General features: G+C 56.5%; 25 protein-coding genes. 18 read left to right on the forward strand and 7 right to left on the reverse strand.

Features of this window, described 5'->3' with window-relative positions:
- Positions 1–10 precede the first annotated feature (10 nt).
- Together sucC and mdh are read right to left on the reverse strand one after the other, a co-directional pair.
- The gene (sucC, locus tag B9P63_RS02170) at positions 11–1,207 is read right to left on the reverse strand and encodes an ADP-forming succinate--CoA ligase subunit beta (RefSeq protein WP_085306891.1); all 1,197 of its coding nucleotides are present in this window, start codon (positions 1,205–1,207) and stop codon (positions 11–13) included.
- A gap of 485 nt (positions 1,208–1,692) precedes the next feature.
- Positions 1,693–2,655: a malate dehydrogenase gene (mdh, locus tag B9P63_RS02175; protein ID WP_085306892.1), complete on the reverse strand. Its 963-nt coding sequence runs from the start codon at positions 2,653–2,655 to the stop codon at positions 1,693–1,695.
- A gap of 158 nt (positions 2,656–2,813) precedes the next feature.
- On the opposite strand from mdh, the gene B9P63_RS02180 reads away from it, so the two are divergent.
- The gene (locus B9P63_RS02180) at positions 2,814–3,566 is read left to right on the forward strand and encodes a sulfite exporter TauE/SafE family protein (protein WP_245830523.1); all 753 of its coding nucleotides are present in this window, start codon (positions 2,814–2,816) and stop codon (positions 3,564–3,566) included.
- On the opposite strand, the gene B9P63_RS02185 is transcribed toward B9P63_RS02180, so the two are convergent.
- Entirely contained in the window at positions 3,563–3,880 is a 318-nt protein-coding gene (locus tag B9P63_RS02185) for a hypothetical protein (RefSeq protein WP_425439725.1), read from the reverse strand. The two genes, B9P63_RS02180 and B9P63_RS02185, sit on opposite strands and share 4 nt — an antisense overlap.
- 304 nt (positions 3,881–4,184) lie before the next feature.
- Between B9P63_RS02185 and B9P63_RS02190 the strand changes: the two genes are divergently transcribed.
- The 11 genes from B9P63_RS02190 to B9P63_RS02240 all read left to right on the forward strand — a co-directional run bounded on the left by B9P63_RS02190 (position 4,185) and on the right by B9P63_RS02240 (position 12,433).
- A complete protein-coding gene (locus B9P63_RS02190; RefSeq protein ID WP_085307061.1) occupies positions 4,185–5,042 on the forward strand; it encodes an HpcH/HpaI aldolase/citrate lyase family protein in 858 nt (285 codons plus the stop codon).
- Positions 5,043–5,048: 6 nt separating this feature from the next.
- On the forward strand, positions 5,049–5,594 hold the full coding sequence (locus tag B9P63_RS02195) for an NnrU family protein (RefSeq protein WP_085306894.1): 546 nt from the start codon (positions 5,049–5,051) through the stop codon (positions 5,592–5,594).
- Between the two features lie 3 nt (positions 5,595–5,597).
- Positions 5,598–5,804 carry a DUF1737 domain-containing protein gene (locus tag B9P63_RS02200; RefSeq protein WP_085306895.1) on the forward strand — a complete coding sequence of 69 codons (207 nt, stop codon included), beginning with the start codon at positions 5,598–5,600 and terminating at the stop codon, positions 5,802–5,804.
- Entirely contained in the window at positions 5,804–6,835 is a 1,032-nt protein-coding gene (locus B9P63_RS02205) for a MaoC family dehydratase (protein WP_085306896.1), read from the forward strand. Before B9P63_RS02200 ends, B9P63_RS02205 begins: the two co-directional genes overlap by 1 nt.
- 20 nt (positions 6,836–6,855) lie before the next feature.
- A complete protein-coding gene (locus B9P63_RS02210; RefSeq protein ID WP_245830525.1) occupies positions 6,856–7,518 on the forward strand; it encodes a DUF4344 domain-containing metallopeptidase in 663 nt (220 codons plus the stop codon).
- 242 nt (positions 7,519–7,760) lie between these two features.
- Complete coding sequence (gene sdhC / locus B9P63_RS02215; RefSeq protein ID WP_085307062.1) at positions 7,761–8,144, forward strand: succinate dehydrogenase, cytochrome b556 subunit; 384 nt, start codon at positions 7,761–7,763, stop codon at positions 8,142–8,144.
- Between the two features lie 13 nt (positions 8,145–8,157).
- Positions 8,158–8,529: a succinate dehydrogenase, hydrophobic membrane anchor protein gene (gene sdhD / locus B9P63_RS02220; protein WP_085306898.1), complete on the forward strand. Its 372-nt coding sequence runs from the start codon at positions 8,158–8,160 to the stop codon at positions 8,527–8,529.
- 17 nt (positions 8,530–8,546) lie between these two features.
- Positions 8,547–10,352, forward strand: a complete 1,806-nt coding sequence (sdhA, locus tag B9P63_RS02225; RefSeq protein WP_085306899.1) for a succinate dehydrogenase flavoprotein subunit — start codon at positions 8,547–8,549, stop codon at positions 10,350–10,352.
- Positions 10,352–10,666 carry a succinate dehydrogenase gene (locus B9P63_RS02230; protein ID WP_085306900.1) on the forward strand — a complete coding sequence of 105 codons (315 nt, stop codon included), beginning with the start codon at positions 10,352–10,354 and terminating at the stop codon, positions 10,664–10,666. Before sdhA ends, B9P63_RS02230 begins: the two co-directional genes overlap by 1 nt.
- A gap of 12 nt (positions 10,667–10,678) precedes the next feature.
- Entirely contained in the window at positions 10,679–11,458 is a 780-nt protein-coding gene (locus B9P63_RS02235) for a succinate dehydrogenase iron-sulfur subunit (protein WP_085306901.1), read from the forward strand.
- 129 nt (positions 11,459–11,587) lie between these two features.
- A complete protein-coding gene (locus tag B9P63_RS02240) occupies positions 11,588–12,433 on the forward strand; it encodes an urea carboxylase-associated family protein (RefSeq protein ID WP_085307063.1) in 846 nt (281 codons plus the stop codon).
- Between the two features lie 57 nt (positions 12,434–12,490).
- Here B9P63_RS02240 and deoD read toward each other — a convergent pair whose 3' ends face one another.
- The 4 genes from deoD to B9P63_RS02260 form a co-directional block, all read right to left on the reverse strand.
- A complete protein-coding gene (gene deoD, locus B9P63_RS02245) occupies positions 12,491–13,198 on the reverse strand; it encodes a purine-nucleoside phosphorylase (protein ID WP_085306902.1) in 708 nt (235 codons plus the stop codon).
- 16 nt (positions 13,199–13,214) lie between these two features.
- On the reverse strand, positions 13,215–13,661 hold the full coding sequence (locus B9P63_RS02250; RefSeq protein ID WP_085306903.1) for a GNAT family N-acetyltransferase: 447 nt from the start codon (positions 13,659–13,661) through the stop codon (positions 13,215–13,217).
- Between the two features lie 37 nt (positions 13,662–13,698).
- A complete protein-coding gene (locus tag B9P63_RS02255) occupies positions 13,699–15,678 on the reverse strand; it encodes a protein meaA (RefSeq protein ID WP_085306904.1) in 1,980 nt (659 codons plus the stop codon).
- A 93-nt stretch (positions 15,679–15,771) separates the two neighbouring features.
- Positions 15,772–16,374 carry a GNAT family N-acetyltransferase gene (locus B9P63_RS02260; RefSeq protein ID WP_085307064.1) on the reverse strand — a complete coding sequence of 201 codons (603 nt, stop codon included), beginning with the start codon at positions 16,372–16,374 and terminating at the stop codon, positions 15,772–15,774.
- A gap of 72 nt (positions 16,375–16,446) precedes the next feature.
- On the opposite strand from B9P63_RS02260, the gene B9P63_RS02265 reads away from it, so the two are divergent.
- The 6 genes from B9P63_RS02265 (at position 16,447) to B9P63_RS02295 (ending at position 23,359) form a co-directional block, all read left to right on the forward strand.
- Positions 16,447–17,802 carry a 1-acyl-sn-glycerol-3-phosphate acyltransferase gene (locus B9P63_RS02265; protein ID WP_085306905.1) on the forward strand — a complete coding sequence of 452 codons (1,356 nt, stop codon included), beginning with the start codon at positions 16,447–16,449 and terminating at the stop codon, positions 17,800–17,802.
- Between the two features lie 152 nt (positions 17,803–17,954).
- Positions 17,955–19,238 carry a crotonyl-CoA carboxylase/reductase gene (gene ccrA, locus B9P63_RS02270; protein WP_085306906.1) on the forward strand — a complete coding sequence of 428 codons (1,284 nt, stop codon included), beginning with the start codon at positions 17,955–17,957 and terminating at the stop codon, positions 19,236–19,238.
- 370 nt (positions 19,239–19,608) lie between these two features.
- Complete coding sequence (locus B9P63_RS02280) at positions 19,609–20,328, forward strand: helix-turn-helix transcriptional regulator (protein WP_245830537.1); 720 nt, start codon at positions 19,609–19,611, stop codon at positions 20,326–20,328.
- An 88-nt stretch (positions 20,329–20,416) separates the two neighbouring features.
- Positions 20,417–21,052, forward strand: a complete 636-nt coding sequence (locus B9P63_RS02285; protein WP_085307066.1) for an acyl-homoserine-lactone synthase — start codon at positions 20,417–20,419, stop codon at positions 21,050–21,052.
- A gap of 52 nt (positions 21,053–21,104) precedes the next feature.
- The gene (locus tag B9P63_RS02290) at positions 21,105–22,634 is read left to right on the forward strand and encodes an ATP-dependent DNA helicase (RefSeq protein ID WP_085307065.1); all 1,530 of its coding nucleotides are present in this window, start codon (positions 21,105–21,107) and stop codon (positions 22,632–22,634) included.
- Positions 22,631–23,359, forward strand: a complete 729-nt coding sequence (locus tag B9P63_RS02295) for an SDR family oxidoreductase (protein WP_085306909.1) — start codon at positions 22,631–22,633, stop codon at positions 23,357–23,359. The genes B9P63_RS02290 and B9P63_RS02295 overlap by 4 nt, the downstream gene beginning before the upstream one ends.
- Positions 23,360–23,363 lie beyond the last annotated feature (4 nt).

Here is a 23,363-nt window from a genome sequence, read left to right on the forward strand (position 1 = left end):
GGCCGTTGTATCACCCTTTGACCGCTTTCACGATCTTCTGCGCACCATCCTTGAGGTCGTCCGCCGCAATTACGTCAACGTCGGAATTGTTGATGATCGCTTTGCCTTCTTCCACATTCGTGCCCTCTAGGCGCACAACCAGCGGAACTTTCAGGCCGACTTCCTTAACCGCAGCGACAACGCCCTCGGCGATGACATCGCAGCGCATGATTCCGCCAAAGATGTTCACGAGGATGCCTTTGACCTGTGGATCAGAGGTGATGATCTTGAACGCTTCGGTCACCTTCTCTTTGGTCGCGCCGCCGCCTACGTCGAGGAAGTTGGCAGGCTCTGCGCCGTAAAGTTTGATGATGTCCATTGTCGCCATGGCAAGGCCCGCGCCGTTGACCATGCAGCCGATTTCACCGTCCAGCGCGATGTAGTTGAGATCGTACTTGGATGCTTCAAGCTCTTTGCTGTCTTCTTCGGTCTCATCGCGTAGAGCCATGATGTCGGCGTGGCGATAAAGTGCGTTGCCGTCAAAACCGACTTTCGCGTCGAGCACTTTGAGATCGCCAGAGCCTTCTAGAACGATCAGGGGGTTGATTTCCAACTGCTCCATATCTTTTTCAACGAAGGCTTGATAGAGTTGACCCATCAACGTGACGCACTGTTTGACCTGATGGCCTTTGAGGCCGAGTTCGAATGCGATGCGACGGCCATGGAACGCCTGATAACCTGTCGCCGGATCAACGGAAAAGCTGATAATTTTCTCGGGGGTCGAGGCTGCGACCTCTTCGATGTCCATGCCACCCTCTGTGGAGCACACGAACGAGATGCGCGATGTTTGGCGATCAACGAGAAGCGCGAGGTAGAGTTCCGCCTCGATGTCCGAGCCATCTTCAATATAGATGCGGTTGACCTGCTTGCCTGCCGGACCAGTTTGATGCGTGACTAATGTACGCCCAAGCATTTTTTTGGCTTCTTCGGCGGCTTCGGTCGCAGAGAATGCAAGGCGCACGCCGCCCTTTTCGCCTGCGTCGGCTTCCTTGAAGGAGCCCTTTCCGCGTCCACCCGCGTGGATCTGTGCTTTGACAACCCAGAGGGGACCGTCCAGTTCGCCAGCGGCTGTTTTGGCGTTTTCTGCCTTCAGAACGGCGCGGCCGTCTGAAACAGGCGCGCCATAGCTTTTGAGCAGCGCTTTGGCCTGGTATTCGTGGATGTTCATTAGAAACTGTCCCGTCTTGCTTCGATTACTAGCCCCTATAGTGTGTTTATTAAGGGCAGATTAAACGATAAAGTGACGCAGGCAGGATAATTCCGACATTTGTGATCACACATTTTAATCGTGTGATCACAAATCTTTGCGACGCAAGGTCATTTCTCTTGATTCGGGCGTTACTTGAACAAAATTGCAAATAGCATCGCGTTACCGTCCGTGAGCGTTTGAGGGCTCCGCCTTTGATACAGACGATAGGATTAAAAGGGGGGGGGGCAGGGTCGTGCCAAATGCTCGCCCCGCTCTGCCGTGTGGAAGTATCGATGCACTTGGCTCGCCTGACTGTGGCAAGGGGCGTGCGGTCTGTTTGTTCGAAATAAATCAGTGCAGTAAGAAAAGGGCTGAAATAGAATATTAAGGTGCGATATATCCGAAAAAAAACGCGCAAGCGAGGTGCTTGCGCGTCTGATTTGAAGCTCACTTGAAGGAAGCGATCACGCCAGCGAGGGATCAATTTCCTTGCATGCGGAAACGAGGCCTTTGACAGCATCGACAGATTTGTCAAACATCGCTTGCTCGTCCTTGTTCATGTTGATCGCGACCACGCGCTCGACGCCGCCAGCGCCGATCACTGTAGGAACGCCGACGTAGAAACCATCAAGGCCGTAAGCGCCGTCAACATAAGCAGCACAAGGCAGGACACGCTTTTGGTCTTTGAGGAAGGCTTCTGCCATTTCGATCGCGGACGTTGCTGGTGCGTAGAAGGCGGAGCCGGTCTTTAGCAGGCCAACGATCTCTGCGCCGCCATCGCGCGTGCGCTGGATGATCGCGTCGAGCTTGTCTTGTGTAGTCCAGCCCATGTCGACCAGATCAGGCAAAGGAATGCCCGCAACTGTCGAATAGCGCTCCAGTGGAACCATCGTGTCGCCGTGACCGCCCAGAACAAAGGCCGTGACGTCGCGCATGGAGACGTTGAATTCGACCGAAAGGAAATGACGGAAGCGCGCGCTATCCAGAACACCCGCCATGCCGCAGACTTTTTCATGGGGCAGGCCGGAAAATTCGCGCAGCGCCCAAACCATCGCATCAAGCGGGTTGGTGATGCAGATCACGAACGCGTCTGGCGCGTGATCGCGGATGCCTTCACCGACGGATTTCATCACTTTGAGGTTGATGCCAAGCAGGTCATCGCGGCTCATCCCGGGCTTGCGCGGAACGCCTGCAGTCACGATGCACACGTCTGCGCCTGCGATATCCTCATAGGATTGGGTGCCGGACATGATAGCATCAAAACCCTCGGAGGGGCCGGATTCCGCGATGTCGAGGGCTTTACCCTCAGGCGTACCTTCGGAAATGTCGAAGAGGACGATATCGCCCAGTTCTTTCAGCGCTGCGAGGTGAGCAAGCGTGCCACCGATTTGTCCTGCACCAATAAGGGCGATTTTAGGTCTGGCCATGGATCTCTCTCCGGTCCGATTGAATTTGGCGCATGGCTAGTGCGCTTTGCGCGCTGGCGCAAGTGTGCTGCACTGCGGCGCAGTTGTGTGCCGTGCTGGAAATGCGCGTTCAAGCAGGCTAAAGCCGTATCAAATCAGGCAAAATAAGAGACGACGCCGTGCTTTGGGATTTTTCCTTTTTCGCCATCGCAGTGCCTGCGGTGATCTTCGCGGGCATCTCCAAGGGGGGATTTGGCTCTGGTGCGGCCTTTGCATCTGCGTCGATTCTCGCGCTTGTGATGACGCCGGGACAGGCTTTGGCTTTGATGCTGCCGCTTTTGATGTTGATCGATGTGGCGACGCTTCGCCCGTTCTGGGGTAAATGGCACTGGCCCTCTGCGCGGTTGCTAATCTTGGGAGGTATTCCGGGGGTGCTGATCGGTGCGCTGCTCTACCGCGCGGTCGATGATGATGTGATCCGTTTTCTGATTGGCGCTATGTCAGTGCTTTTCGTGCTCTGGCAGATCGTGCAGCGGCGTGGCTGGATAAGCCTGTCCACGCGCGCATTATCAGACAAAGTAGGCTTTTTCGCAGGCACCGCAGCGGGGTTCACCAGTTTCGTCAGCCATGCAGGGGGGCCGCCCTCGGCGATCTATTTGCTCTCGCTCGGGCTAAGCAAGACGCAGTATCAGGCCAACACGGTCCTTGTGTTCTGGATCGTCAACCTGCTCAAAGCGGCGGCCTACGCCTTTCTGGGTATTTTCACGCTCGATCTATTGGAACTTAATCTTGTCCTTGCCCCCTTTGCCTTGCTGGGCGCGTGGATCGGGGTGAAAGCGCATTGTATGGTGCCCGAGCGCGTGTTCTTCGCCATCACCTATGTTTTGTTGAGCGTGACGGGCACCAAATTGATTTACGACGCAGTGAGTTAGGCGTCGTTGCCTTTGGCTGGCAGCACCTCTGCCAAGGTTTCGAAATTCTGCCCGGAGGCGACGAGGCAGGTCTGCCCGTTCGCCATGGTCACCGTGATCGTCCATGTGCCCGTTTCGCCGGCGGCGAATATTTCGACCACCGAATTATTTGCACCAAGGCCGATCGACTGGCGCGCTTCGCCGTATTTTTCGGCAAGGCGTTCCACCACCACGTCGCGAGGTGCGCAGTTGCGCGCGTTTTGCGCAAAGCCCGTGGTGGCAGCAAGGGCGAGAATGCCAAATCCCATTGCACCGATCATCATCCGCTTGTTCATAGGGTCATTCCTTCACATAACAGCGCGCTCTGGCCTGTCCGGCTTTGCCGGCATCACGCGCCTTCAGGTTCCTTTGCTCGGACGGTGCTTTTCCCGATGAGCAGGCGGCCTGCCGCTCGTCCCTCCCGTGGTGTCCGATGACGCAGACCTTGCAGCGCGAGCGGTAACTATAGGGTTAACCCCGCGCGCGTTGCGCGGCGGTGAATCGGATTTTAGCGATATTTGCTGCATCGCGGCATTTTACGCTTGAACAAAATGGCAATAAATGCCCATCTGCGCGCAACTTTATTACAAGGAGACGCTCATGGACATGCGCCAACGCCCCTACCGCTCGGTTCTTTATATTCCTGGTTCCAAACCGCGTGCGCTGGACAAGGCGCGTTCCTTGCCTGTGGATGCGATCATCTTCGATCTCGAAGATGCGGTGTCGCTTGAGGAAAAAGAGACGGCGCGCGACACCTTGAAGGCGGCGCTGGCGCAGGGTGGCTATGGCGCACGTTTCAAGATCGTGCGTATCAACGGGCTCGACACGAAATGGGGCGTGGCGGACGCGCAAGCGGTCATAAAAATGGATGCGGACGCTGTTTTATTGCCCAAGGTCGCAAGCCCCGCCGATCTTGACGCATTGGCAGCGATCACTGGTGATCTACCAATTTGGGCGATGATGGAAAGCCCGCGCGGCATGCTGAACGCGGCAGACATTGCCGCGCATCCCAAACTCGCGGGCATGGTCATGGGCACCAATGATCTAGCCAAGGAATTGCAAAGCCGCTTTCGCGCAGATCGCTTGCCGATGCTGACGTCGCTGCAGCTATGCCTGCTTGCCGCCAAAGCCGAAGGGCTGATCATTGTCGATGGCGTTTACAATGCCTTCAAGGACAACGAGGGCCTGAAGTTCGAATGCGCGCAAGGCCGCGATATGGGTTTCGACGGCAAAACCCTGATCCATCCTGCGCAAATCGAGGTGGCCAATACGGCCTTCGCGCCCAGCACTGAGGAAGTCGATCTCGCCAAGCGCCAGATCGCGGCCTTCGAGGAGGCGGAAGCAGGTGGTCAGGGCGTCGCGGTCGTGGACGGGCGCATCGTTGAAAATCTTCACGTTGCCACCGCACGTGAAACTCTGGCAAAAGCGACAGCAATAGACGCCCTTGCTGCGGAGTAAACAGCCATGACCCTACTGATCGCCGGACTTATCCTTTGGACCGTCACCCATTATTTCAAGCGCCTGATGCCTGCGCAGCGTGCCGCGATGGGTGCTAAGGGGCGAGGGCCGATTGCGATTTTGATTGTGGTGAGCCTGTTGATGATGATCTTCGGTTATCGCTGGGCAGAGTTCATCAGTGTTTGGTCGCCCCCGTCCTTTTTTACCCATATCAACAACCTGCTGATGTTAATTGCGTTCTTTGTCTTTGGAATGAGCGCCACGACGGGCCGTCTACGCGGCAAAATGCGCCATCCGATGCTTTTGGCCGTTAAAATCTGGGCCGTGGCGCATTTGCTGGTAAATGGCGATCTAGCCTCAATCATCCTGTTCGGTGGCATGCTCGCTTGGGCGGTCGGTTCGGTCATTCTGATCAACCGCTCTGAAGAGTGGAACCGTCCGGCACCCGGTGACGCCAAGAAGGACAAATTGCTTGTTATTATCACGCTGGTTACTTTCACGATTACCGCGCTGATCCACTACGCTTTGGGCGTTTCGCCCTTTGGAGGATAACCCATGAGCAAGATTTACCGCTTCCTTAGCGAAGATGATACATCCGCCTTTTGCCATAAGGTGTCCGATGCCTTGGCAAAGGGTTGGGAGCTTTACGGCTCGCCCACGCAAACGTTTGATCCTGTCAAAGGGATCATGCGGTGCGGGCAATCGGTGGTGAAAGACGTGGATGCAGACTACACGCCTGATATGAAACTGGGGGCGCAGTAATGCTCAAGACCAACGCGGGCCGCTTCTTCGAGGACTACAGCATTGGCGATGTGATCCATCATGCGGTGCCGCGCACGGTATCGGGCGGTGAACGCGCGCTTTATCATGCGCTGTATCCTGCGCGCCATGCTTTGTATTCCTCGGACGAGTTTGCCCGAGCGTCTGGTCTGCCTGAATCGCCAATAGATGATCTGGCGGCGTTCCATGTGGTTTTTGGCAAATCCGTGCCTGACATATCGCTCAATGCGGTTGCGAACCTCGGCTATGGCGAAGGACGCTGGCTCAAGCCTGTCTATGCAGGGGATACGCTGCGCTCGCGCTCTGAAGTGATTGGTCTCAAGCAAAATTCCAATGGCAAGACCGGCGTGGTCTATGTGCGCACGTCAGGACTGAACCAGCGCGATGAAGTTGTGATGGAGTTCGTGCGCTGGGTCATGGTGCGCAAACGTGATGTTGATGCGCCCGCGCCCGAGACGGTTGTTCCAGAGCTAAAAAACGTGCTCGAAATTGGCGATTTGACCATTCCCGAAGGTCTGGATTTCAGCAATTACGACACCACGCAATCGGGCGAGTCGCATCGCTGGAGCGATTATGCGATTGGCGAGACGATTGATCATGTGGACGGTGTGACGATCGAAGAAGCCGAACACATGATGGCCACGCGCCTGTGGCAGAATACGGCTAAGGTCCACTTCGATGCGACCCACCGCGATGACGGGCAGCGCTTGATTTACGGCGGGCACATCATCTCGATGGCGCGTGCGCTCTCGTTCAACGGGCTTGCCAATGCGCAGATGATCGTCGGCCTCAACGGCGGCGCGCATGCCAATCCGTGCTTTAGTGGGGATACGGTGCGCGCGTGGTCCGAAGTGCTGGACAAGGCCGACACAGATGCGCCCGGCATAGGCGCGATCCGTTTGCGGCTGGTGGCCTACAAGGGCGATGCCGCCTTCGAGACCAAGGGCGAGAATGGCAAATATTTGCCGCAGGTTCTGCTCGATCTCGATTACTGGGCTTTGATGCCGAAATGATGCACGCGGCGGGAGTCGCCTTGGCACTTTTTCCTGTTCCGGCTTTCACTGAAAACAACCTATTGGCGATTTTTTATCACGAGCTTGGCCATGCAGTGATCGATCAGATGCAAGTGCCGATCTTTGGGCAGGAAGAGGATGCGGCAGATACTTTGTCGATCCTGTTGATCGACGCGCTTTATGATAACGAGAGTGCAGAGGCGATGGCCTACGACAGCGCTGCGCTGTTTTGGGCTGAATCGCAAAGCACGCCTGCCTTTTGGGACACGCATGGGCCAGACGCGCAGCGGTTTTATAAGACGGTCTGTCTGTTTTACGGTGCGAACCCCGACGCGCGCGAAGCCTTTGCGCAAGAGTTGGACCTGCCCGTCGAGCGCGCAGAGACGTGCGAGGATGAATATGCGCTGGCAGTGGATAGCTGGAACGCAGTCTTGGACGAGATGAGTGAAAATGCCGGATTTAGCGGTGCATTGATCTTGCGCGCTCAGGGCGCGATGCCGGTGATCGCGCGCGAGATCACAGCGCTCAATATCGAGTTCAAATGGCCACGCGATATTGTGGTCAAGGTGATGCCCTGCGATGAAGCCAACGCGTTTTATGATCTTGAGGCGCAAAGCATTACGATGTGCAATGAGTTGACGGGATGGCTGTCTGGCATTGCTGAAGCGGAGGGCTGGAATTAGACGTGTGATCACAAGCGTCGGCGTGCGACTCTGCGCTTGCGCGAAACGCCCTTTTGGCCTCGCCGTTGAGGGGGGCTTTATAACGAATTCCATTTTGTGATCACGCGCCGCATATGTGTGATCACATACCTTGCAAAACTTTGCCCCTTGCGCCAAAAAACCGCGCCTGTGGGAGGCCCCATCAGGTGACAGCCAAGATTTTTGCGTTAGAACAAAGCCAAGTGAACCGAAAGGAACTGCATATGGCTGATGTGAACAGGGGCAATCGCCCGCTCTCGCCGCATCTATCGATCTACCGGCCCCAACTGACCTCCATGACTTCGATCCTGACGCGCATCACCGGCAATGCCATGCTGGTCGCGGCATTGCTGATTGTGTGGTGGTTTCTGGCTGCTGCAACTTCAGAGAGCTATTTTGCTGTCGCCAACGGATTCCTAACCAGCTGGTTCGGTGATCTGATCCTGTTCCTGTCGCTTTGGGGAATGTGGTATCACACGCTTGCAGGTGTGCGTCACCTGATCTGGGACAATGCCATCGGGCTTGATCTCGATACGGCTTACAAGTTGGGCTATGCCGTCATCGGTGGCTCGGTCTTGCTGACGCTCATCACCGTCATCATCATTTAAGGGAGCGCGAAACATGGCATTTTTAACGGACCGCAAACGCGCAACCGGAATGGGCAGCGCAAAAAGTGGCACCCATCACTTCTGGTCGATGAAAGTCAGCTCGGTTGCGCTGCTGTTCCTCGTACCAGTCTTCATCTTTACGTTTGGTGGTATTCTCGGGTCTACATACGCCGAGGTCACAGAATATTTCGCGCGGCCCTTCCCCGCGATCGTGGCGGCGCTTACGCTGCTTGTAGGCTTCAAACACTTCAACGATGGCGCACAAGTGCTGATCGAGGATTACGTGCATGGCCTTATGCAGAAAGTCCTGATCATTCTTCTTACATGCCTCAGCTACGGCGCAGCGGCGGTCGGCGTTTTCGCCATCGCCAAGTTGGCCCTATAATTTTTCGGAGCGTCCCAATGGCAGCTTATGAATATGAAACCCACGACTATGATGTTGTGGTGGTTGGCGCTGGCGGCGCTGGTTTGCGTGCAACGCTCGGCATGGCTGAACAAGGCCTGCGCACAGCGTGTATCACCAAGGTTTTCCCAACCCGTTCGCACACAGTTGCGGCGCAGGGCGGCATCGCGGCGTCCCTGAGCAACATGGGCCCCGATAACTGGCAGTGGCATATGTATGACACGGTCAAAGGCTCTGACTGGCTCGGTGACACAGACGCGATGGAATATCTTGCGCGTGAAGCCCCCAAAGCGGTTTACGAGCTAGAGCATTACGGCGTGCCATTCTCGCGCACTGAAGAGGGCAAGATTTATCAACGCCCATTTGGCGGTCATACTACAGAATTTGGCGAAGGCCCCGCTGTTCAGCGCACATGCGCCGCGGCAGACCGCACGGGTCACGCGATCCTGCACACGCTTTATGGTCAGTCCCTCAAGAATAACGCGGAATTCTACATCGAATACTTCGCAATTGATTTGATCATGTCCGATGATGGCGTCTGCCAAGGCGTTGTTTGCTGGAAACTCGACGATGGCACGATGCACGTCTTTAACGCCAAGACCGTTGTTCTGGCGACAGGCGGCTACGGACGCGCCTATTTCTCGGCTACCTCTGCGCACACTTGCACAGGGGATGGCGGCGGCATGGTCGCGCGGCAAGGCCTTGCGCTTCAGGATATGGAGTTCGTGCAATTTCACCCGACTGGCATCTACGGCTCAGGCTGCCTGATTACCGAGGGCGCGCGCGGGGAGGGTGGTTATCTCACCAACTCCGAGGGCGAGCGTTTCATGGAGCGTTATGCGCCCAATTACAAAGACCTCGCGCCGCGCGACTATGTCTCGCGTTGCATGACGATGGAAATCCGCGAAGGTCGCGGTGTTGGGGCGGGGGCGGATCACATTCACCTCAACCTCTCGCACCTGCCTGCCGAAGCCTTGGCGGAACGTCTTCCGGGTATCTCGGAAAGCGCAAAAGTCTTTGCCGGGGTGAACGTCAACAAAGAGCCAATTCCGGTTCTGCCGACGGTCCACTATAATATGGGCGGTATTCCAACGAACTACTTCGGTGAAGTTCTAAACCCCACCGCGAAAGACCCGAACGCGGTTGTTCCGGGCCTTATGGCCGTCGGCGAAGCCGGCTGTGCTTCGGTTCACGGCGCGAACCGTCTTGGTTCCAACTCGCTCATCGACCTTGTGGTCTTTGGCCGCGCCGCCGCGATCCGCGCAGGCAAGATCGTTGATCCCGAGGCTGCGAATGGATCCTTGAACCAATCCTCTGTTGATGCGGCCTTTGATCGCTTCGACGGGTTGCGTTATGCGGACGGCGGCACGACCACCGCCGAATTGCGCCTTGAAATGCAGAAAACCATGCAGGCCGACGCAGCTGTGTTCCGCACCGACAAAACCCTCAAAGAGGGCGTCGAGAAAATGACGAATGTTGCGGGCAAAGTTGCTGATCTGAAAGTCACGGATCGCTCACTTGTGTGGAACTCTGATCTGATGGAAACGCTGGAGTTGACGAACTTGATGCCGAATGCTTTGGCAACAATCGTTGGCGCTGAAGCGCGCAAGGAATCCCGCGGCGCGCACGCCCATGAGGATTACGCCGCGCGCGACGATGAAAATTGGCGCGTGCACACGATCTCCCGCGTGGATGGCAACAAGGTCGCGCTGAGCCATCGCCCCGTCGTGACCGACCCGCTGACGACAGAGGCGGATGGCGGCATCAACCTCGACAAGATTGCTCCGAAAGAGCGGACATTCTAATGCGTTTGATGGCTTTGCCTTTGATCCTTGCCCTTGGGGGATGCGCTGTCGCAAGTGATACCGCAGACACAGTTGCGCGCAAAAGCGCCAAGGGCGTGGTCAATGGTGTTGTGGCGCAGCAATTCCCTGGCGTGAACGCCGCGCCGATCACCGATTGTGTGATCGACAACGCGACCCGCTTCGAGATTTTTGACATCGCCAAAGCCGGCGCGACGGGTGTAACCCAGAGCACTGTCGAGGCCGTAACGACTATTGCGCAGCGCCCTGAAACGGTAAACTGCATTTCAAAAAACGGCCTCGGCCTGTTTCTATAAAGGAGTGAGAGCATGGTACAACTGACCCTCCCCAAGAATTCGCGCATGACGACTGGCAAGACATGGCCAAAGCCGAGCGGCGCGAACAATATCCGCAAATTCCAGATTTATCGCTGGAACCCGGATGACGGGAAAAACCCGTCAATCGACACCTATTGGGTCGATATGGACAATTGTGGTCCGATGGTTTTGGACGCGCTGATCAAGATCAAGAATGAGATTGATCCGACGCTGACCTTCCGACGCTCGTGCCGTGAAGGTATTTGCGGCTCCTGTGCGATGAATATTGACGGCATCAACACGCTAGCCTGCATCTATGGCATGGACGAGGTCAAAGGCGACGTTAAGATTTATCCGCTGCCGCATATGCCCGTAATCAAAGATTTGATCCCCGACCTGACACATTTCTACGCGCAGCACGCGTCGATCATGCCGTGGCTTGAGACGAAGACGAACCGCCCTGCGAAAGAGTGGAAGCAGTCCATCGGTGATCGCAAGAAACTCGATGGTCTCTATGAGTGCGTTATGTGCGCGTGTTGTTCCACGTCCTGCCCGAGCTATTGGTGGAACGGCGATCGCTATCTTGGACCTGCAGCGCTTTTGCACGCGTATCGCTGGATTATCGATAGCCGTGATGAGGCGACAGGCGAGCGTTTGGACGAGTTGGAAGACCCCTTCAAGCTCTACCGTTGCCACACGATTATGAACTGCGCGAAAACCTGCCCCAAAGGTCTTAACCCGGCGCTGGCCATCGCAGAAATCAAGAAAATGATGGTTGAACGCACGGTTTAAGCGCGTCCGACCTTCGAGGTAAATCTAACCCCGTTGCATCTGTTGCAGCGGGGTTTCTTTTTAGGATGAATGGGAATTGTGCAAAGCGCGTTTCAAAGCGATAGTTGCGCTAACCAACAAGGATTGCCAATGACACATGCCCCGAAAGACGCCGATGCGCGTCGCGCGATTACACCTGTGATCTGCTATCCTGTTGCGGGACTGCCAATGCCTGACCTCGCGCTCTATGCGCAGGCGCGCATCAGTGCAAAGAAAATTGGCGAGGTCTTCGCACCGGCACGCGATGCCGCTTGTTTTGAGGTGCCTGCGGGGAGTTTCTTTCGAATTTCCTGCCCGGAAGGGCCGCAGGTCGGTGACCTTAACATCTGGAACAAGAACGATCTGAGCGAGCGGTTTTACTCTGGCAAAACCCGCGCCTTTCACGGAACACACCTCAGTGCGGGTGAGAGTATGTGGAGCAGTTTCCCTTCACTGCGCCCGATGGCAGTGATCACCACCGACACGCTCGAATGGTACGGCATTGATGCGTTCGGTGGCTCAGTTCATGATGTGATTGGCACGCGCTGCGACCCCTACACGGGTAATCTGCTCTCGGGCACGCAGTACCATCATTGCTGCCATTCCAACCTGACCCGCGCGCTTGCGGATCATCTCGACATTCCCCTCAGAGAAGCTGAGCCGCATGTGCACGACGTGCTGAACGTGTTTATGTGTACGGGCTTTACGCGCGACACGGGGCAGTATTTCATGAAAGCCAGCCCCGTGCGGCAAGGCGATTATCTGGAATTTTTTGCCGAAATCGACCTGCTTGGCGCGCTGAGTGCGTGCCCCGGCGGTGATTGTTCGTCCGAGCACTCCAGCGATACGGCTGAATGCCACCCGCTGCTGATCGAAGTTTTCAAACCGCAATCTGGCACTCTTGGAGCTTGGGCATCACCCAGAAAGAATGGATACGACGCAAGCCACGGCAGATAGCCCCTTGTTTCTCTGGTCCAAAAATACCTCGGGGTCTGGGGCTGGCCCCAGTCCGCCCTAACCTGAAAAAGCCGCCTCCAATGCGATTTCGACCATATCGCCAAAACTGCTTTCGCGCTCGGACGCGGGCAGGGCTTCGCCTGTTTGCAAATGGTCCGAGACAGTGAGTACCGCCAAAGCACGCGCGCCGTAGCGTGCGGCGAGTGTGTAGAGTTCCGCCGCCTCCATTTCGACGCCCAGGATACCGTGGCGGACCATTTGCTCGTTCAGATCAGGACGCTCGTCGTAGAATACGTCCGAGGAGTATATCCCGCCCACATGGGTTTTGGTGCCTTTCGCTTCGGCGGCATTAACGGCGGCGCGCAACAGGCTCCAATCGGCGCAGGGGGCAAAATTCAGCTCTTTGAAAAAACCACGCGAGGGCGAGGTCAATGTCGAGGCCGTCATCGCGACGATTACGTCGCGAATGCTCACATGGGGCTGCATGCCGCCGCAAGAGCCGATGCGGATCAAAGTCTTTGCGCCGTAATTCTTTAGCAGCTCGTTGGCGTAGATCGAAAGCGATGGCATGCCCATGCCGCTGCCTTGGATCGTGACGCGATTGCCCTTCCATGTGCCTGTATAGCCAAGCATGCCGCGCACTTCGTTCACCAGCTCTGCGTCGTCCAGAAAGGTCTCCGCTGCCCATTTCGCACGGTAGGGATCGCCGGGCATCAGAACAGTTTCAGCGATTTGCTCAGGCTTGGCACCGATGTGGATGGTCATTGTCGTATCCTTTGACTTAGCGATTGTAGCGTATGAAGGGGGTCAGTGTCGCGATGCGATCATAAAGCATACGGGCCTCTGCGTTGAAATCCTGCGTTAGCCAATAAACGCCGGGCGTGCCGTTTTGATCGCCGAAAGCATAGACATATTCTATAAGCGCCCGGCCAACCCCGGCCCCGCGCGAGCTCACGTCTGTGTAAAGATCCTGCAAGTACACCACATCTTCCAGCTTCCAATTGTGGGGATGCACGATGTAATGCACAAGACCAACCGGAACGCCGTTTTTCAGCGCAATAGCCGCATTCTGGCTGGTGTTCGCGGGGTCGATCAGACGCTCAAACGTGCCTTTATAGACATGCTCGGGTACGGAGGTTTCATAAAAATCCAGATAAGCCGTCCAAAGGCGGCGCCAATCGGATTCTTCACCGCGTGCAAGGGTGCGGATTTCTAATTCATTGCTCATAAGGCGAGACGTTAGAACTGCCGCACGATTGCGTCAATCACTCAGCGGCGACTGCGGCAGGGTCTGCGAGCGTCACGATATCTTGCATGATCGTGTTCAACTCAAAGTCCTTCGGCGTATAAACGCGCGCAACCCCCATCGCCAGTAATCGTTTGGCATCGTCATCAGGAATAATGCCGCCGACGATAACCGGCGTGTCGCCTAGACCGGCCTCGCGCATGCGGGTCATCATTTCCTCAACAAGGGGAATATGACTGCCCGAAAGGATCGAAAGACCGACCACATGCGCCTTGGTTTCCAGCGCGGAAGCGACCAGTTCCTCGGGCGTCATGCGGATGCCATCGTAGGAGATATCCATGCCGCAATCGCGCGCGCGAAAGGCGATCTGCTCGGAGCCGTTGGAGTGCCCATCAAGGCCCGGTTTTCCGACAAGGAATTTGAGACGGCGGCCTAGCTTGTCGCTGACCACATTCACCGCATCGCGGATGTCATCAAGGCCTTCGGTCTTGTTCGATACGGCGGCAGACACGCCTGTTGGTCCGCGATATTCGCCATGAACGCTGCGCATTTGTGCGGCCCATTCGCCTGTTGTGACGCCAGCCTTCGCAGCGGCAATCGACGCGGGCATGATGTTTTCACCCTTTGCAGCGGCGTCGCGCAGCGCAGTGAGGGCGGTGTTGACTGCGCTTGCATTCCGGCTGCTGCGCCACTGATCAAGGCGGCCGATTTGTTCAGCTTCTACAGCGGGGTCCACAACCATGATGCCGCCGTCAGCAGTTTGCAATGGCGAGGGTTCGCTCGTGGTGTATTTATTCACGCCGACCACAACGGTTTCATTGCGCTCGATCCGGTTCAGGCGCTCTGCGTTGCTGTCCACAAGGCGGGATTTCATGTAGTCGATCGCATCAATCGCGCCGCCCATGCTATCGAGGTTCGCCAATTCAGCGCGCGCGCCTTTCTTAAGTTCTTCCACCTTGCGATCAACGGCGGGGTTGCCATCGAAGAGGTCGTCGAATTCCAGCAGGTCGGTTTCAAACGCGAGGATTTGCTGCATGCGCATTGACCATTGCTGATCCCATGGGCGCGGCAGGCCGAGCGCTTCGTTCCATGCAGGCAATTGCACAGCCCGGGCGCGGGCGTTTTTGGACAAGGTCACGGCCAGCATTTCGATAAGTATACGGTAGACGTTATTTTCGGGCTGCTGCTCTGTTAAGCCGAGCGAGTTGACCTGCACACCATAGCGAAAACGGCGCATCTTGGGATCGCTGACGCCATAGCGCGTTTCGCAAATTTCATCCCATAGATCGACGAAGCCGCGCATTTTGCACATTTCGGTGACGAAACGGATGCCTGCGTTCACAAAGAAGGAGATACGACCGACGAGGACCGGAAAATCTTCTGCAGGGACGCGCGGGCGCAGCTCGTCCAGAACGGCGGTGGCTGTGGCAAGGGCAAAGGCAAGCTCTTGCTCTGGCGTCGCACCGGCCTCTTGCAGATGGTAGGAACATACGTTCATCGGGTTCCATTTGGGGATGTTCGTGTAGCAATATTCGGCTACGTCCGCGATCATCTTGAGGGAGGGTTTTGGCGGGCAGATATAAGTGCCGCGCGACAGGTATTCCTTGATCAAATCGTTCTGGACCGTGCCTTGCAGCTTGCTCACATCTGCGCCTTGCTCTTCGGCAGCGGCGACGTAGAGAGCCAGCAGCCAAGGGGCAGTTGCGTTGATGGTCATGGAGGTGTTCATGTCTTCTAGCGGGATATCGTCAAACAATTGCCGCATATCGCCAAGGTGGCATATAGGTACGCCGACCTTGCCAACTTCGCCGCGCGCAAGCACGTGATCGCTGTCATAGCCGGTTTGCGTGGGCAGATCGAAAGCCACTGAAAGACCTGTCTGACCCTTAGCCAGATTGCCGCGATAGAGGGCGTTGGAGGCCTTGGCCGTCGAGTGCCCTGCGTAGGTGCGAATAAGCCATGGGCGATCTTTTTTCACGGGTGCTTGTGTGTCGGGCATGGCGGACCTCTTTGAATGGTGTGCGTAATTTTATTGCGTTTGAGCATGTATATGTGGAATTTTGCGCAACTGTCAATTCGCCGCGTTGCGGCATTATCGCGAATGCGGCTGCAGCGTGGCGCGCATTTCCGTGGCGCTAGAAAAGCCGAACAGGTATTTGAGCGGCCCGAGGCGCTGGACCTTGCCTGCGACAAAGCCTTCACGCTCGTACAGCGCACGGGCGCGGGGGTTGGTGTCGATCACGTCCAGGCGTACTTCGCTGCAACCACGGGCCATGGCGTCTTGCTTGATCGCGCGCAGCAGGGCGGTTCCGACGCCCTTGCCGCGCGCTGCCTGTGTGGTGAATATCCCGTCCATAAGAAGCGAGCCGCCTTGCAGATCACGCTCTAGCAGCGAAAGCAATAGACCACGCCAAGCGGCACCGAACGTGCCGTAGATCGCGCTTAAGTCTGCGAAGCCGCCACCGATCAATGCTCCTTCGCTGGTTTTGAACCCTGCGATGCCAAGTAGCGCGCCATCGTCGTCGCGCGCACAAAGGGCAAAATCGGGGTTTGCAACGCGCGCCAGAAACGCCTTGGCCTTGCTCTCGGGGCCAAGGCCTAGTGCGAGCTTGTTGCCAAATGCCTCCCAATACAGTTCTGCGGCAAGCGTGCGTTCAGCGTTGCTAAAACCGGGGGTGATGCGAAAGTCAGTCATTTGCGCGATATCCATGCAAGAGGGTCAAGAAACTTATTTACCCGCGGGCTGCCTTGCTGCAAGGGTCAACCCATGATGCAAACCGTGGAACTGCCTATTTGGCTTTTTGTGCTGATCCTGCTTTTCGCGGTCGTTACTTTTGCGTCCCATTTTCTATTCCCCTCTGTGCGCTGGTTTTTCAGGCGGCGCATGGAGCGTGTCGTCAAGCGCGTGAACGAGCGTCTCGAGCGGCCAATCGAGCCGTTCAAATTGGCGCGGCGCTACGATATGATCCAGCGCTTGATTTATGATCCCGAGGTCAGTCAGGCGATTGCCGATCATGCCAAGCGCAATGGCGTGCCTGAAAACGTCGCCTTCGAGCAGGCCCGGCGCTATGCGCGCGAAATCGTACCCTCGTTCAGCGCAACCGCCTATTTCGGCTTTGCCATCCGTATCGCGCGCGGCCTGAGCAACGCGCTTTATCGTGTGCGCCTTGGCTATCACGATGGTGCGGGGCTTAGTGGTCTCGACAAGGATGCGACGGTGGTTTTCGTGATCAATCACCGCTCCAATATGGATTACGTGTTGGTCACTTACCTTGCTGCCGAGCGCTCCGCGCTAGCCTATGCCGTAGGCGAGTGGGCGCGGGTTTGGCCGCTCAGCCGGCTCATCAAAGCGATGGGGGCCTATTTCATTCGCCGTAAATCGCGCGGTGATCTGTATCGCCGTGTTTTGGCGCGCTACGTCCATCTTGCCACGCAAGCGGGCGTGACGCAGGCAATGTTTCCCGAGGGCGGGCTTTCGCTGGATGGTAAGCTGGCCAAGCCAAAGTTGGGTCTGCTGAAATATATCGCCGACGGATATCAGGAGGGTGGGCGCGACGTTCTCTTTGTGCCTGTGGCGCTGAATTATGACCGGGTGCTCGAGGATCGTATCTTGATGGAGGCAAACGCCTCAGGCACGCGCCGGTTTCGCGCTCGCATCAGCGTGATCGCCGGTTTTTTTATGAAGCAGATCTGGCTGCGTATGACCGGGCGGTTTCATCGCTTTGGCTATGCCGCTGTCAGCTTTGGCCGCCCCGTATCTTTGCGCGCGCACGCGGAAACGCTGGGGGTGCCCGATGCAGAGCATTTGGCGGATGAGTTGATGGAGCGCATCGCTGAGGTGGTACCTGTGGTGCCCGTGCCCTTGTTGGCGAGCGTGATGTTGGAGCAGCCTGTGGTGTTGAAATCTGAATTGGCAGTTTTGATGCAGGGATTGATCGCGCGTATGAACACGGCCTATGTTCATATGCCGCGCGATGATCTGGGCTATGCGGCTGAAATTGCTCTGAAACATCTTTGCGAACGCCGCATTTTGCGTGTTGAGGGCGACAAGGTTCTTGCCGATGAAGATCAACGTCCTGCACTTACCTATTATGCCAATTCGATCGTACACCTGATCAAGTGACGCTGCTACTGCAGCATTAATGCTGCGGTCGCTGGGTTATAAAATTACAAAAAATGACTTTCATGTGTTGCATTATTGCGCAGTGCTCTCTACTTCCTGTGTGCAAGTAACGATTCTGCGTTGCGGCAAACGGAAAATAGCAGGAGGCCAACATGGCTCTGGATACAGAAACCGGAATTGTGGCGTATGATGCGCCTGAAAAAGACCTCTACGAAATGGGTGAAATGCCGCCTTTGGGCTATGTCCCGAAGAAGATGTACGCGTGGACGATCCGCCGCGAACGTCATGGCGAACCTGATACAGCTATGCAGCAAGAAGTGGTGGATGTGCCGGTTCTGGACAGCCACGAAGTGCTGGTCCTCGTGATGGCTGCCGGCGTTAATTATAACGGTGTTTGGGCCGCTTTGGGCCAGCCGATTTCGCCCTTTGATGGTCACAAGCAGCCCTACCATATCGCAGGCTCCGATGCGTCCGGCATCGTATGGGCGGTTGGTGATAAGGTGAAGCGCTGGAAAATCGGTGATGAGGTGGTGATCCACTGCAATCAGGATGACGGCGACGACGAGCACTGCAATGGCGGCGATCCGATGTACTCCCCGTCCCAGCGGATTTGGGGTTACGAGACGCCTGATGGCTCTTTCGCGCAGTTCACCAATGTGCAGGCGCAGCAACTTATGCCGCGCCCCAAGCATCTGACGTGGGAAGAGGCGGCGTGCTATACGCTGACACTCGCCACTGCATATCGCATGCTGTTCGGCCATGAACCACATGATTTGAAGCCCGGTCAGAATGTTCTGGTCTGGGGTGCATCGGGCGGCCTTGGCTCTTATGCGATCCAGTTGATCAACACGGCCGGAGCGAATGCGATCGGTGTAATCTCGGACGAGGACAAGCGTGATTTCGTCATGGGCCTTGGTGCCAAGGGCGTGCTGAACCGCAAGGATTTCAACTGTTGGGGTCAACTCCCTACTGTGAACACGCCTGAATATGCGGAGTGGTTCAAAGAAGCGCGTAAGTTTGGCAAGGCGATCTGGGATATCACCGGCAAGGGCAACAATGTTGATATGGTCTTTGAACACCCCGGTGAAGCGACGTTCCCCGTGTCCACGTTTGTGTGTAAACAGGGCGGTATGGTCGTGATTTGCGCGGGTACCACCGGCTTCAACCTGACGTTCGACGTGCGCTATATGTGGATGCACCAAAAGCGCCTTCAGGGCAGCCATTTCGCGCATCTTGCGCAGGCGTCCGCTGCGAACAACCTGATGGTCGAACGTCGCCTCGATCCGTGCATGTCCGAAGTTTTCGAATGGGGTGATCTGCCGGCGGCGCATATGAAGATGCTGCGCAACGAGCATAAGCCGGGCAACATGTCGGTGTTAGTGCAGGCTCCGAAAACTGGCCTACGCACATTTGAGGATACTCTTTCAGCCCGTTAATATCTGACTGTTTCCGATCGCGAAACAATAGGCCTGCGAATCATGAAAGTGATCGCGGGCCTTTCATATTTTGCTGGGCTGGTTTGTGCAAAGCCAGAGGCTTGGTTGGTGGCCCCTCCCTATTTTTGGGGAGTTGTTTTTCGTGAATACCGAAAATTAACTCGCTCGTGCTATAGTTGTGTTAACCTTTCATTAACAACTGATAGCGAGAGTCTTATGAAACACACTTGGATACTCGACGTTCTTACGGATCTGAAAACTTTTGCGGCGCTCAACGATCTTCCAACTCTTGCGGCGCAATTGGACGAAACCCACCGCATTGCTGCGGCTGAGCTCGAGGACCTGACCGAAAGGCAATCTATTGGCTCAAATTGTGAACCATGCGGACGTGGACCGCAGCCTGGCCGACTTGGAACACGCTTCCGAGCTTGAAGACCTGCAGGCGGTCATCATCAAACTGCGTGATACTTACTGCATCGACCACTTGGTTTATCATTGGGTTAACAGTCAAGGGGATCAATATGGCTGCGGCACCTATGCGCCTGCCTGGGTCGACCGGTATATTGAAAAGGATTATCTTCGGATCGATCCTGTAGTTCTGGGGTGCTATCAGCGGTTTCATCCGGTGGATTGGAAGCGGCTTGATTGGTCGTCTAAAGCGGCGCGAAGTTTCAGACGCGAAGCGATCGAGTTCGGTGTTGGCAATCAGGGGTTTTCCATTCCGATCCGGGGGCCAAACGGGCAATATGCACTGTTCACGGCGTCGCATAATTGCAGTGATACGGATTGGGACGAGTTTACTAAAACCAACCGTAGGCCGCTAATATTGCTTGCTCATTTCTTTAATCAAAAAGCGCTCGAGTTTGAGCCGGACCGCCTTCCAGAAGCATCTCGTGCGCTATCGCCGCGCGAAACCGATGCGATGACATTTCTTGCCATGGGTCTGAACCGCGCACAGGCGGCTGACACGATGGCGATCTCTGAACATACGCTGCGCGTCTACATTGAATCGGCGCGCTTCAAACTGGGGGCGATCAACACGACCCATGCCGTTGCACGCGCGATGAGCCGTGGATTAATCGTTGTTTAACCATTTTGCGTGATAGCGCGCGTAGTGTTCACCAAGGTTTCATTCCCTCGCGCCACTCTTCCCCGTCATGGAAATGGGGAGTTCGAGTATGATCCGATATCTTTATGGCGACCAGTTAAGCAAAATGCCCAAGCTGGAAGAGGCGATGTTTCTTGATCGCGCCGATCAATTCAAGATGCGGCTTGGCTGGGACGTCGAAGTCGACGGCGCGGGCCGTGAGCGTGATCAATACGACGCCATGAACCCGCTCTACGTAATTTATGAAAAGCCGGATGGCACACACGGCGGCTCTATGCGGCTCTTGCCCAGCACGGGGCGCACCATGGTTAACGAACATTTTGCCGATATCCTTGGCGGCGGCGAAGTGCGCAGCCCGTTGATTTGGGAATGCACCCGTTTCTGTCTCTCGCGCGGTGCAGAGCCGCGCACCGCCGCCGCTCTGATGCTTGCCGGCGGGGAAGTGATGGAAAACTTCGGCGTTAAACATTTCGTCGGCGTCTTTGACGCGCGCATGGTGCGCATCTATCGCAGGATCGGCGCTAGCCCGGAAATCTTGGGTGCGATGGGTGCAGGTAAAGAGAAAATCAGCATCGGGCTTTGGTCCTTCAGCGAGCAAGCACGCGCGCGCGTCGGGGCCAAAGCTGGAATTTCTGCATCTTTGTCGCGCCAGTGGTTCGCACGCGCCTTCGGTGCCGGTCACCCGCCGCTGGCACAATCGGCATAAGGGCGCAAACCAGCGCTGGCACTCGCTTCGGGGCGCGGATAGTCTGCCCTTCATGAAACTCCCCGCCGTGACCCTCTCTGATGATCAAGCCGCCGCCTTTGATGCCGTGGCCCAAATGCTGCGCCATGCCGGCATTGATCTGGAGGATTCTCTGCTCATGCCGCCGCGCGGCAAAGAGCAAAGCGTCATGGCGCTGATCGGCAAGGCGGGATCGGGCAAAACACTATTGCTCGCAGAGCTTTACAAAGCGCTGGAGGGCGCAGGCGTCGATATCGTTTCCGGTGATTTCGAGAGCCGCAAGAAGAAAGACAAACGCACGCTAGCGATCCTTGCGCCGACGAACAAAGCGGCGTCAGTTCTGCGCATGCGCGGCGTACCTGCGACGACGATCCACCGCATTTTATACACGCCGGTCTATGATCCCGAGTATGAGAAAGTCGCTGAGTGGCTTGCTGGAAACGGCGAGAGGCCTGTGATTGAGGGCTTGACGGACCTCGCCCTCGATCGCGCGCTTGCCTTTTACCAAACCAACAAATCTGTCCCTGGCGCGTTGGCGACCGCGGGCCTTCGCGGCTCCGATTTCATCACAGGCTGGAAGCGGCGCGAAGACCCGCTTGATATTGGGTTTGTTGATGAATCATCCATGCTGGACGACAAGCAATTCAATGATCTCAAAGAGATTTTTCCGACGCTTGTGCTGTTTGGCGATCCAGCCCAACTTGCGCCTGTCAATCAATCCGGGACGATGGTTTTTGACGGGCTGACGGGGCCAAATAAGTTGGAACTCAGCCGCATTCACCGGCAGGATGCGGATAATCCGATCCTTGATCTCGCGCATGCGCTGGCGGATCCACAACTGCAATTTCAAGATTTCGAGTGCATGATAGAAGAGGCTGCGCGTAAAGATGAACGCGTAATTTGGGGCCAGCGGGTCGAGGCCGATTTGATGGCGCGCTCGCCGGTTCTCGTCTGGCGCAACGCAACGCGTATCCGCCTGATCAACGCGTTCCGCGCGGTCCACGGCGCGCCCGAAGATGCACTTCTCGAGGGCGAGCCGCTGATCTGTGACGGCATCGAATTGCCTTTGAAGCACCGCAAAAAGCGCCTCGATCTTGAAGCGCGTGGATTAATCAAAGGAGCGCAGGTTATCTACCTTGGACATGGCCGCAAACCGGGGTTTTCGCGCCTTCATGTCATGGGCGCAGAAGATCCGCAGGTCTCGGCCGCCTCGATTGTAAAGATTGAAAAACCGGATGAGGAAGAGCCATTCATCCCTTTCGCCGCGCGCATGGGCGCAACGTTTTTGCACGGTGCGGCGGTCACGATCCACAAGGCGCAGGGCAGCCAGTGGGATACGGTGCAAGTGTTCTCGCCTGATTTGTTTGTTGCGGCGCGTATGGGGCGGGTCGAAGCGGGCCAACCCCTTTGGAAACGGCTCGCCTATGTCGCAATCACGCGCGCCCAAGAACGCCTGATCTGGGTGACGCGCAATCGCCTTTCGCGCCCCACGGGCGCGCTACGGGTCGATGATTTGCGCGCAGCGCCTGCTGCGACGCTAACGCTGGAGAGCGAAGAAATATGAAAAGTATTCTGATCACGGGCGCGAGTTCCGGCATCGGGCGCGCCACAGCTGAGTTGTTTCTGAGCGAGGGTTGGCGCGTCGGTCTGGTTGCGCGCCGCGCGGACATGCTCGAAGATATTGCAGCGCGCTATGACACAGCCGTTGCATGCCCCGCTGATGTGACGGACCCCGGTGCGATGAGCGCAGCGGTGCAAGGATTTGTGCAGGAGGCTGGCCGACTGGATGTTTTGTTCAACAACGCGGGCATGTTCGGCGCACAGGGCGAGATTGACGCGATCAGCTACGCGGACTGGCGCGCTGTGGTCGATGTAAATTTGAACGGTATGTTTTTGGCAGCACAGGCGTCCTATGCCCAAATGAAAGCCCAAAATCCCAAGGGTGGGCGCATTATCAACAATGGCTCCATTTCGGCGCATAGCCCGCGTGAGATGTCGGTTGGTTACACGACCACCAAACACGCGATTACGGGATTGACCAAGACGCTTTCGCTAGACGGACGGGCCCATGATATTGCCTGCGGTCAGATTGACATCGGCAATGCACGCACCGAGATGGTGCTTGATCTGGAAAAACGTCGTGCCGTTGAAGGCTTGCCCGCGTTGCCTGCGATGGATGTTGAAAATGCCGCGCGCGCTGTGCTTCATATGGCAGGTCTGCCAGCTGAAGCGAACGTGCAATTTATGACAGTGATGGCGAGCAAAATGCCCTTCATCGGGCGTGGATAATCGC

Origin of the sequence: Planktotalea arctica, from assembly GCF_002105285.1 — a bacterium.
GTDB classification, from domain to species: domain Bacteria; phylum Pseudomonadota; class Alphaproteobacteria; order Rhodobacterales; family Rhodobacteraceae; genus Planktotalea; species Planktotalea arctica.

Coding starts and splice junctions, on each gene's coding strand:
- sucC (WP_085306891.1), bottom strand. CDS start 1,207: ATGAACATCCACGAATACCAGGCCAAAGCGCTGCTCAAAAGCTATGGC.
- mdh (WP_085306892.1), bottom strand. CDS start 2,655: ATGGCCAGACCTAAAATCGCCCTTATTGGTGCAGGACAAATCGGTGGC.
- B9P63_RS02185 (WP_425439725.1), bottom strand. CDS start 3,880: ATGAACAAGCGGATGATGATCGGTGCAATGGGATTTGGCATTCTCGCC.
- B9P63_RS02190 (WP_085307061.1), top strand. CDS start 4,185: ATGGACATGCGCCAACGCCCCTACCGCTCGGTTCTTTATATTCCTGGT.
- B9P63_RS02195 (WP_085306894.1), top strand. CDS start 5,049: ATGACCCTACTGATCGCCGGACTTATCCTTTGGACCGTCACCCATTAT.
- B9P63_RS02200 (WP_085306895.1), top strand. CDS start 5,598: ATGAGCAAGATTTACCGCTTCCTTAGCGAAGATGATACATCCGCCTTT.
- B9P63_RS02205 (WP_085306896.1), top strand. CDS start 5,804: ATGCTCAAGACCAACGCGGGCCGCTTCTTCGAGGACTACAGCATTGGC.
- sdhC (WP_085307062.1), top strand. CDS start 7,761: ATGGCTGATGTGAACAGGGGCAATCGCCCGCTCTCGCCGCATCTATCG.
- sdhD (WP_085306898.1), top strand. CDS start 8,158: ATGGCATTTTTAACGGACCGCAAACGCGCAACCGGAATGGGCAGCGCA.
- sdhA (WP_085306899.1), top strand. CDS start 8,547: ATGGCAGCTTATGAATATGAAACCCACGACTATGATGTTGTGGTGGTT.
- B9P63_RS02230 (WP_085306900.1), top strand. CDS start 10,352: ATGCGTTTGATGGCTTTGCCTTTGATCCTTGCCCTTGGGGGATGCGCT.
- B9P63_RS02235 (WP_085306901.1), top strand. CDS start 10,679: ATGGTACAACTGACCCTCCCCAAGAATTCGCGCATGACGACTGGCAAG.
- B9P63_RS02240 (WP_085307063.1), top strand. CDS start 11,588: ATGACACATGCCCCGAAAGACGCCGATGCGCGTCGCGCGATTACACCT.
- deoD (WP_085306902.1), bottom strand. CDS start 13,198: ATGACCATCCACATCGGTGCCAAGCCTGAGCAAATCGCTGAAACTGTT.
- B9P63_RS02250 (WP_085306903.1), bottom strand. CDS start 13,661: ATGAGCAATGAATTAGAAATCCGCACCCTTGCACGCGGTGAAGAATCC.
- B9P63_RS02255 (WP_085306904.1), bottom strand. CDS start 15,678: ATGCCCGACACACAAGCACCCGTGAAAAAAGATCGCCCATGGCTTATT.
- B9P63_RS02260 (WP_085307064.1), bottom strand. CDS start 16,374: ATGACTGACTTTCGCATCACCCCCGGTTTTAGCAACGCTGAACGCACG.
- B9P63_RS02265 (WP_085306905.1), top strand. CDS start 16,447: ATGATGCAAACCGTGGAACTGCCTATTTGGCTTTTTGTGCTGATCCTG.
- ccrA (WP_085306906.1), top strand. CDS start 17,955: ATGGCTCTGGATACAGAAACCGGAATTGTGGCGTATGATGCGCCTGAA.
- B9P63_RS02285 (WP_085307066.1), top strand. CDS start 20,417: ATGATCCGATATCTTTATGGCGACCAGTTAAGCAAAATGCCCAAGCTG.
- B9P63_RS02290 (WP_085307065.1), top strand. CDS start 21,105: ATGAAACTCCCCGCCGTGACCCTCTCTGATGATCAAGCCGCCGCCTTT.
- B9P63_RS02295 (WP_085306909.1), top strand. CDS start 22,631: ATGAAAAGTATTCTGATCACGGGCGCGAGTTCCGGCATCGGGCGCGCC.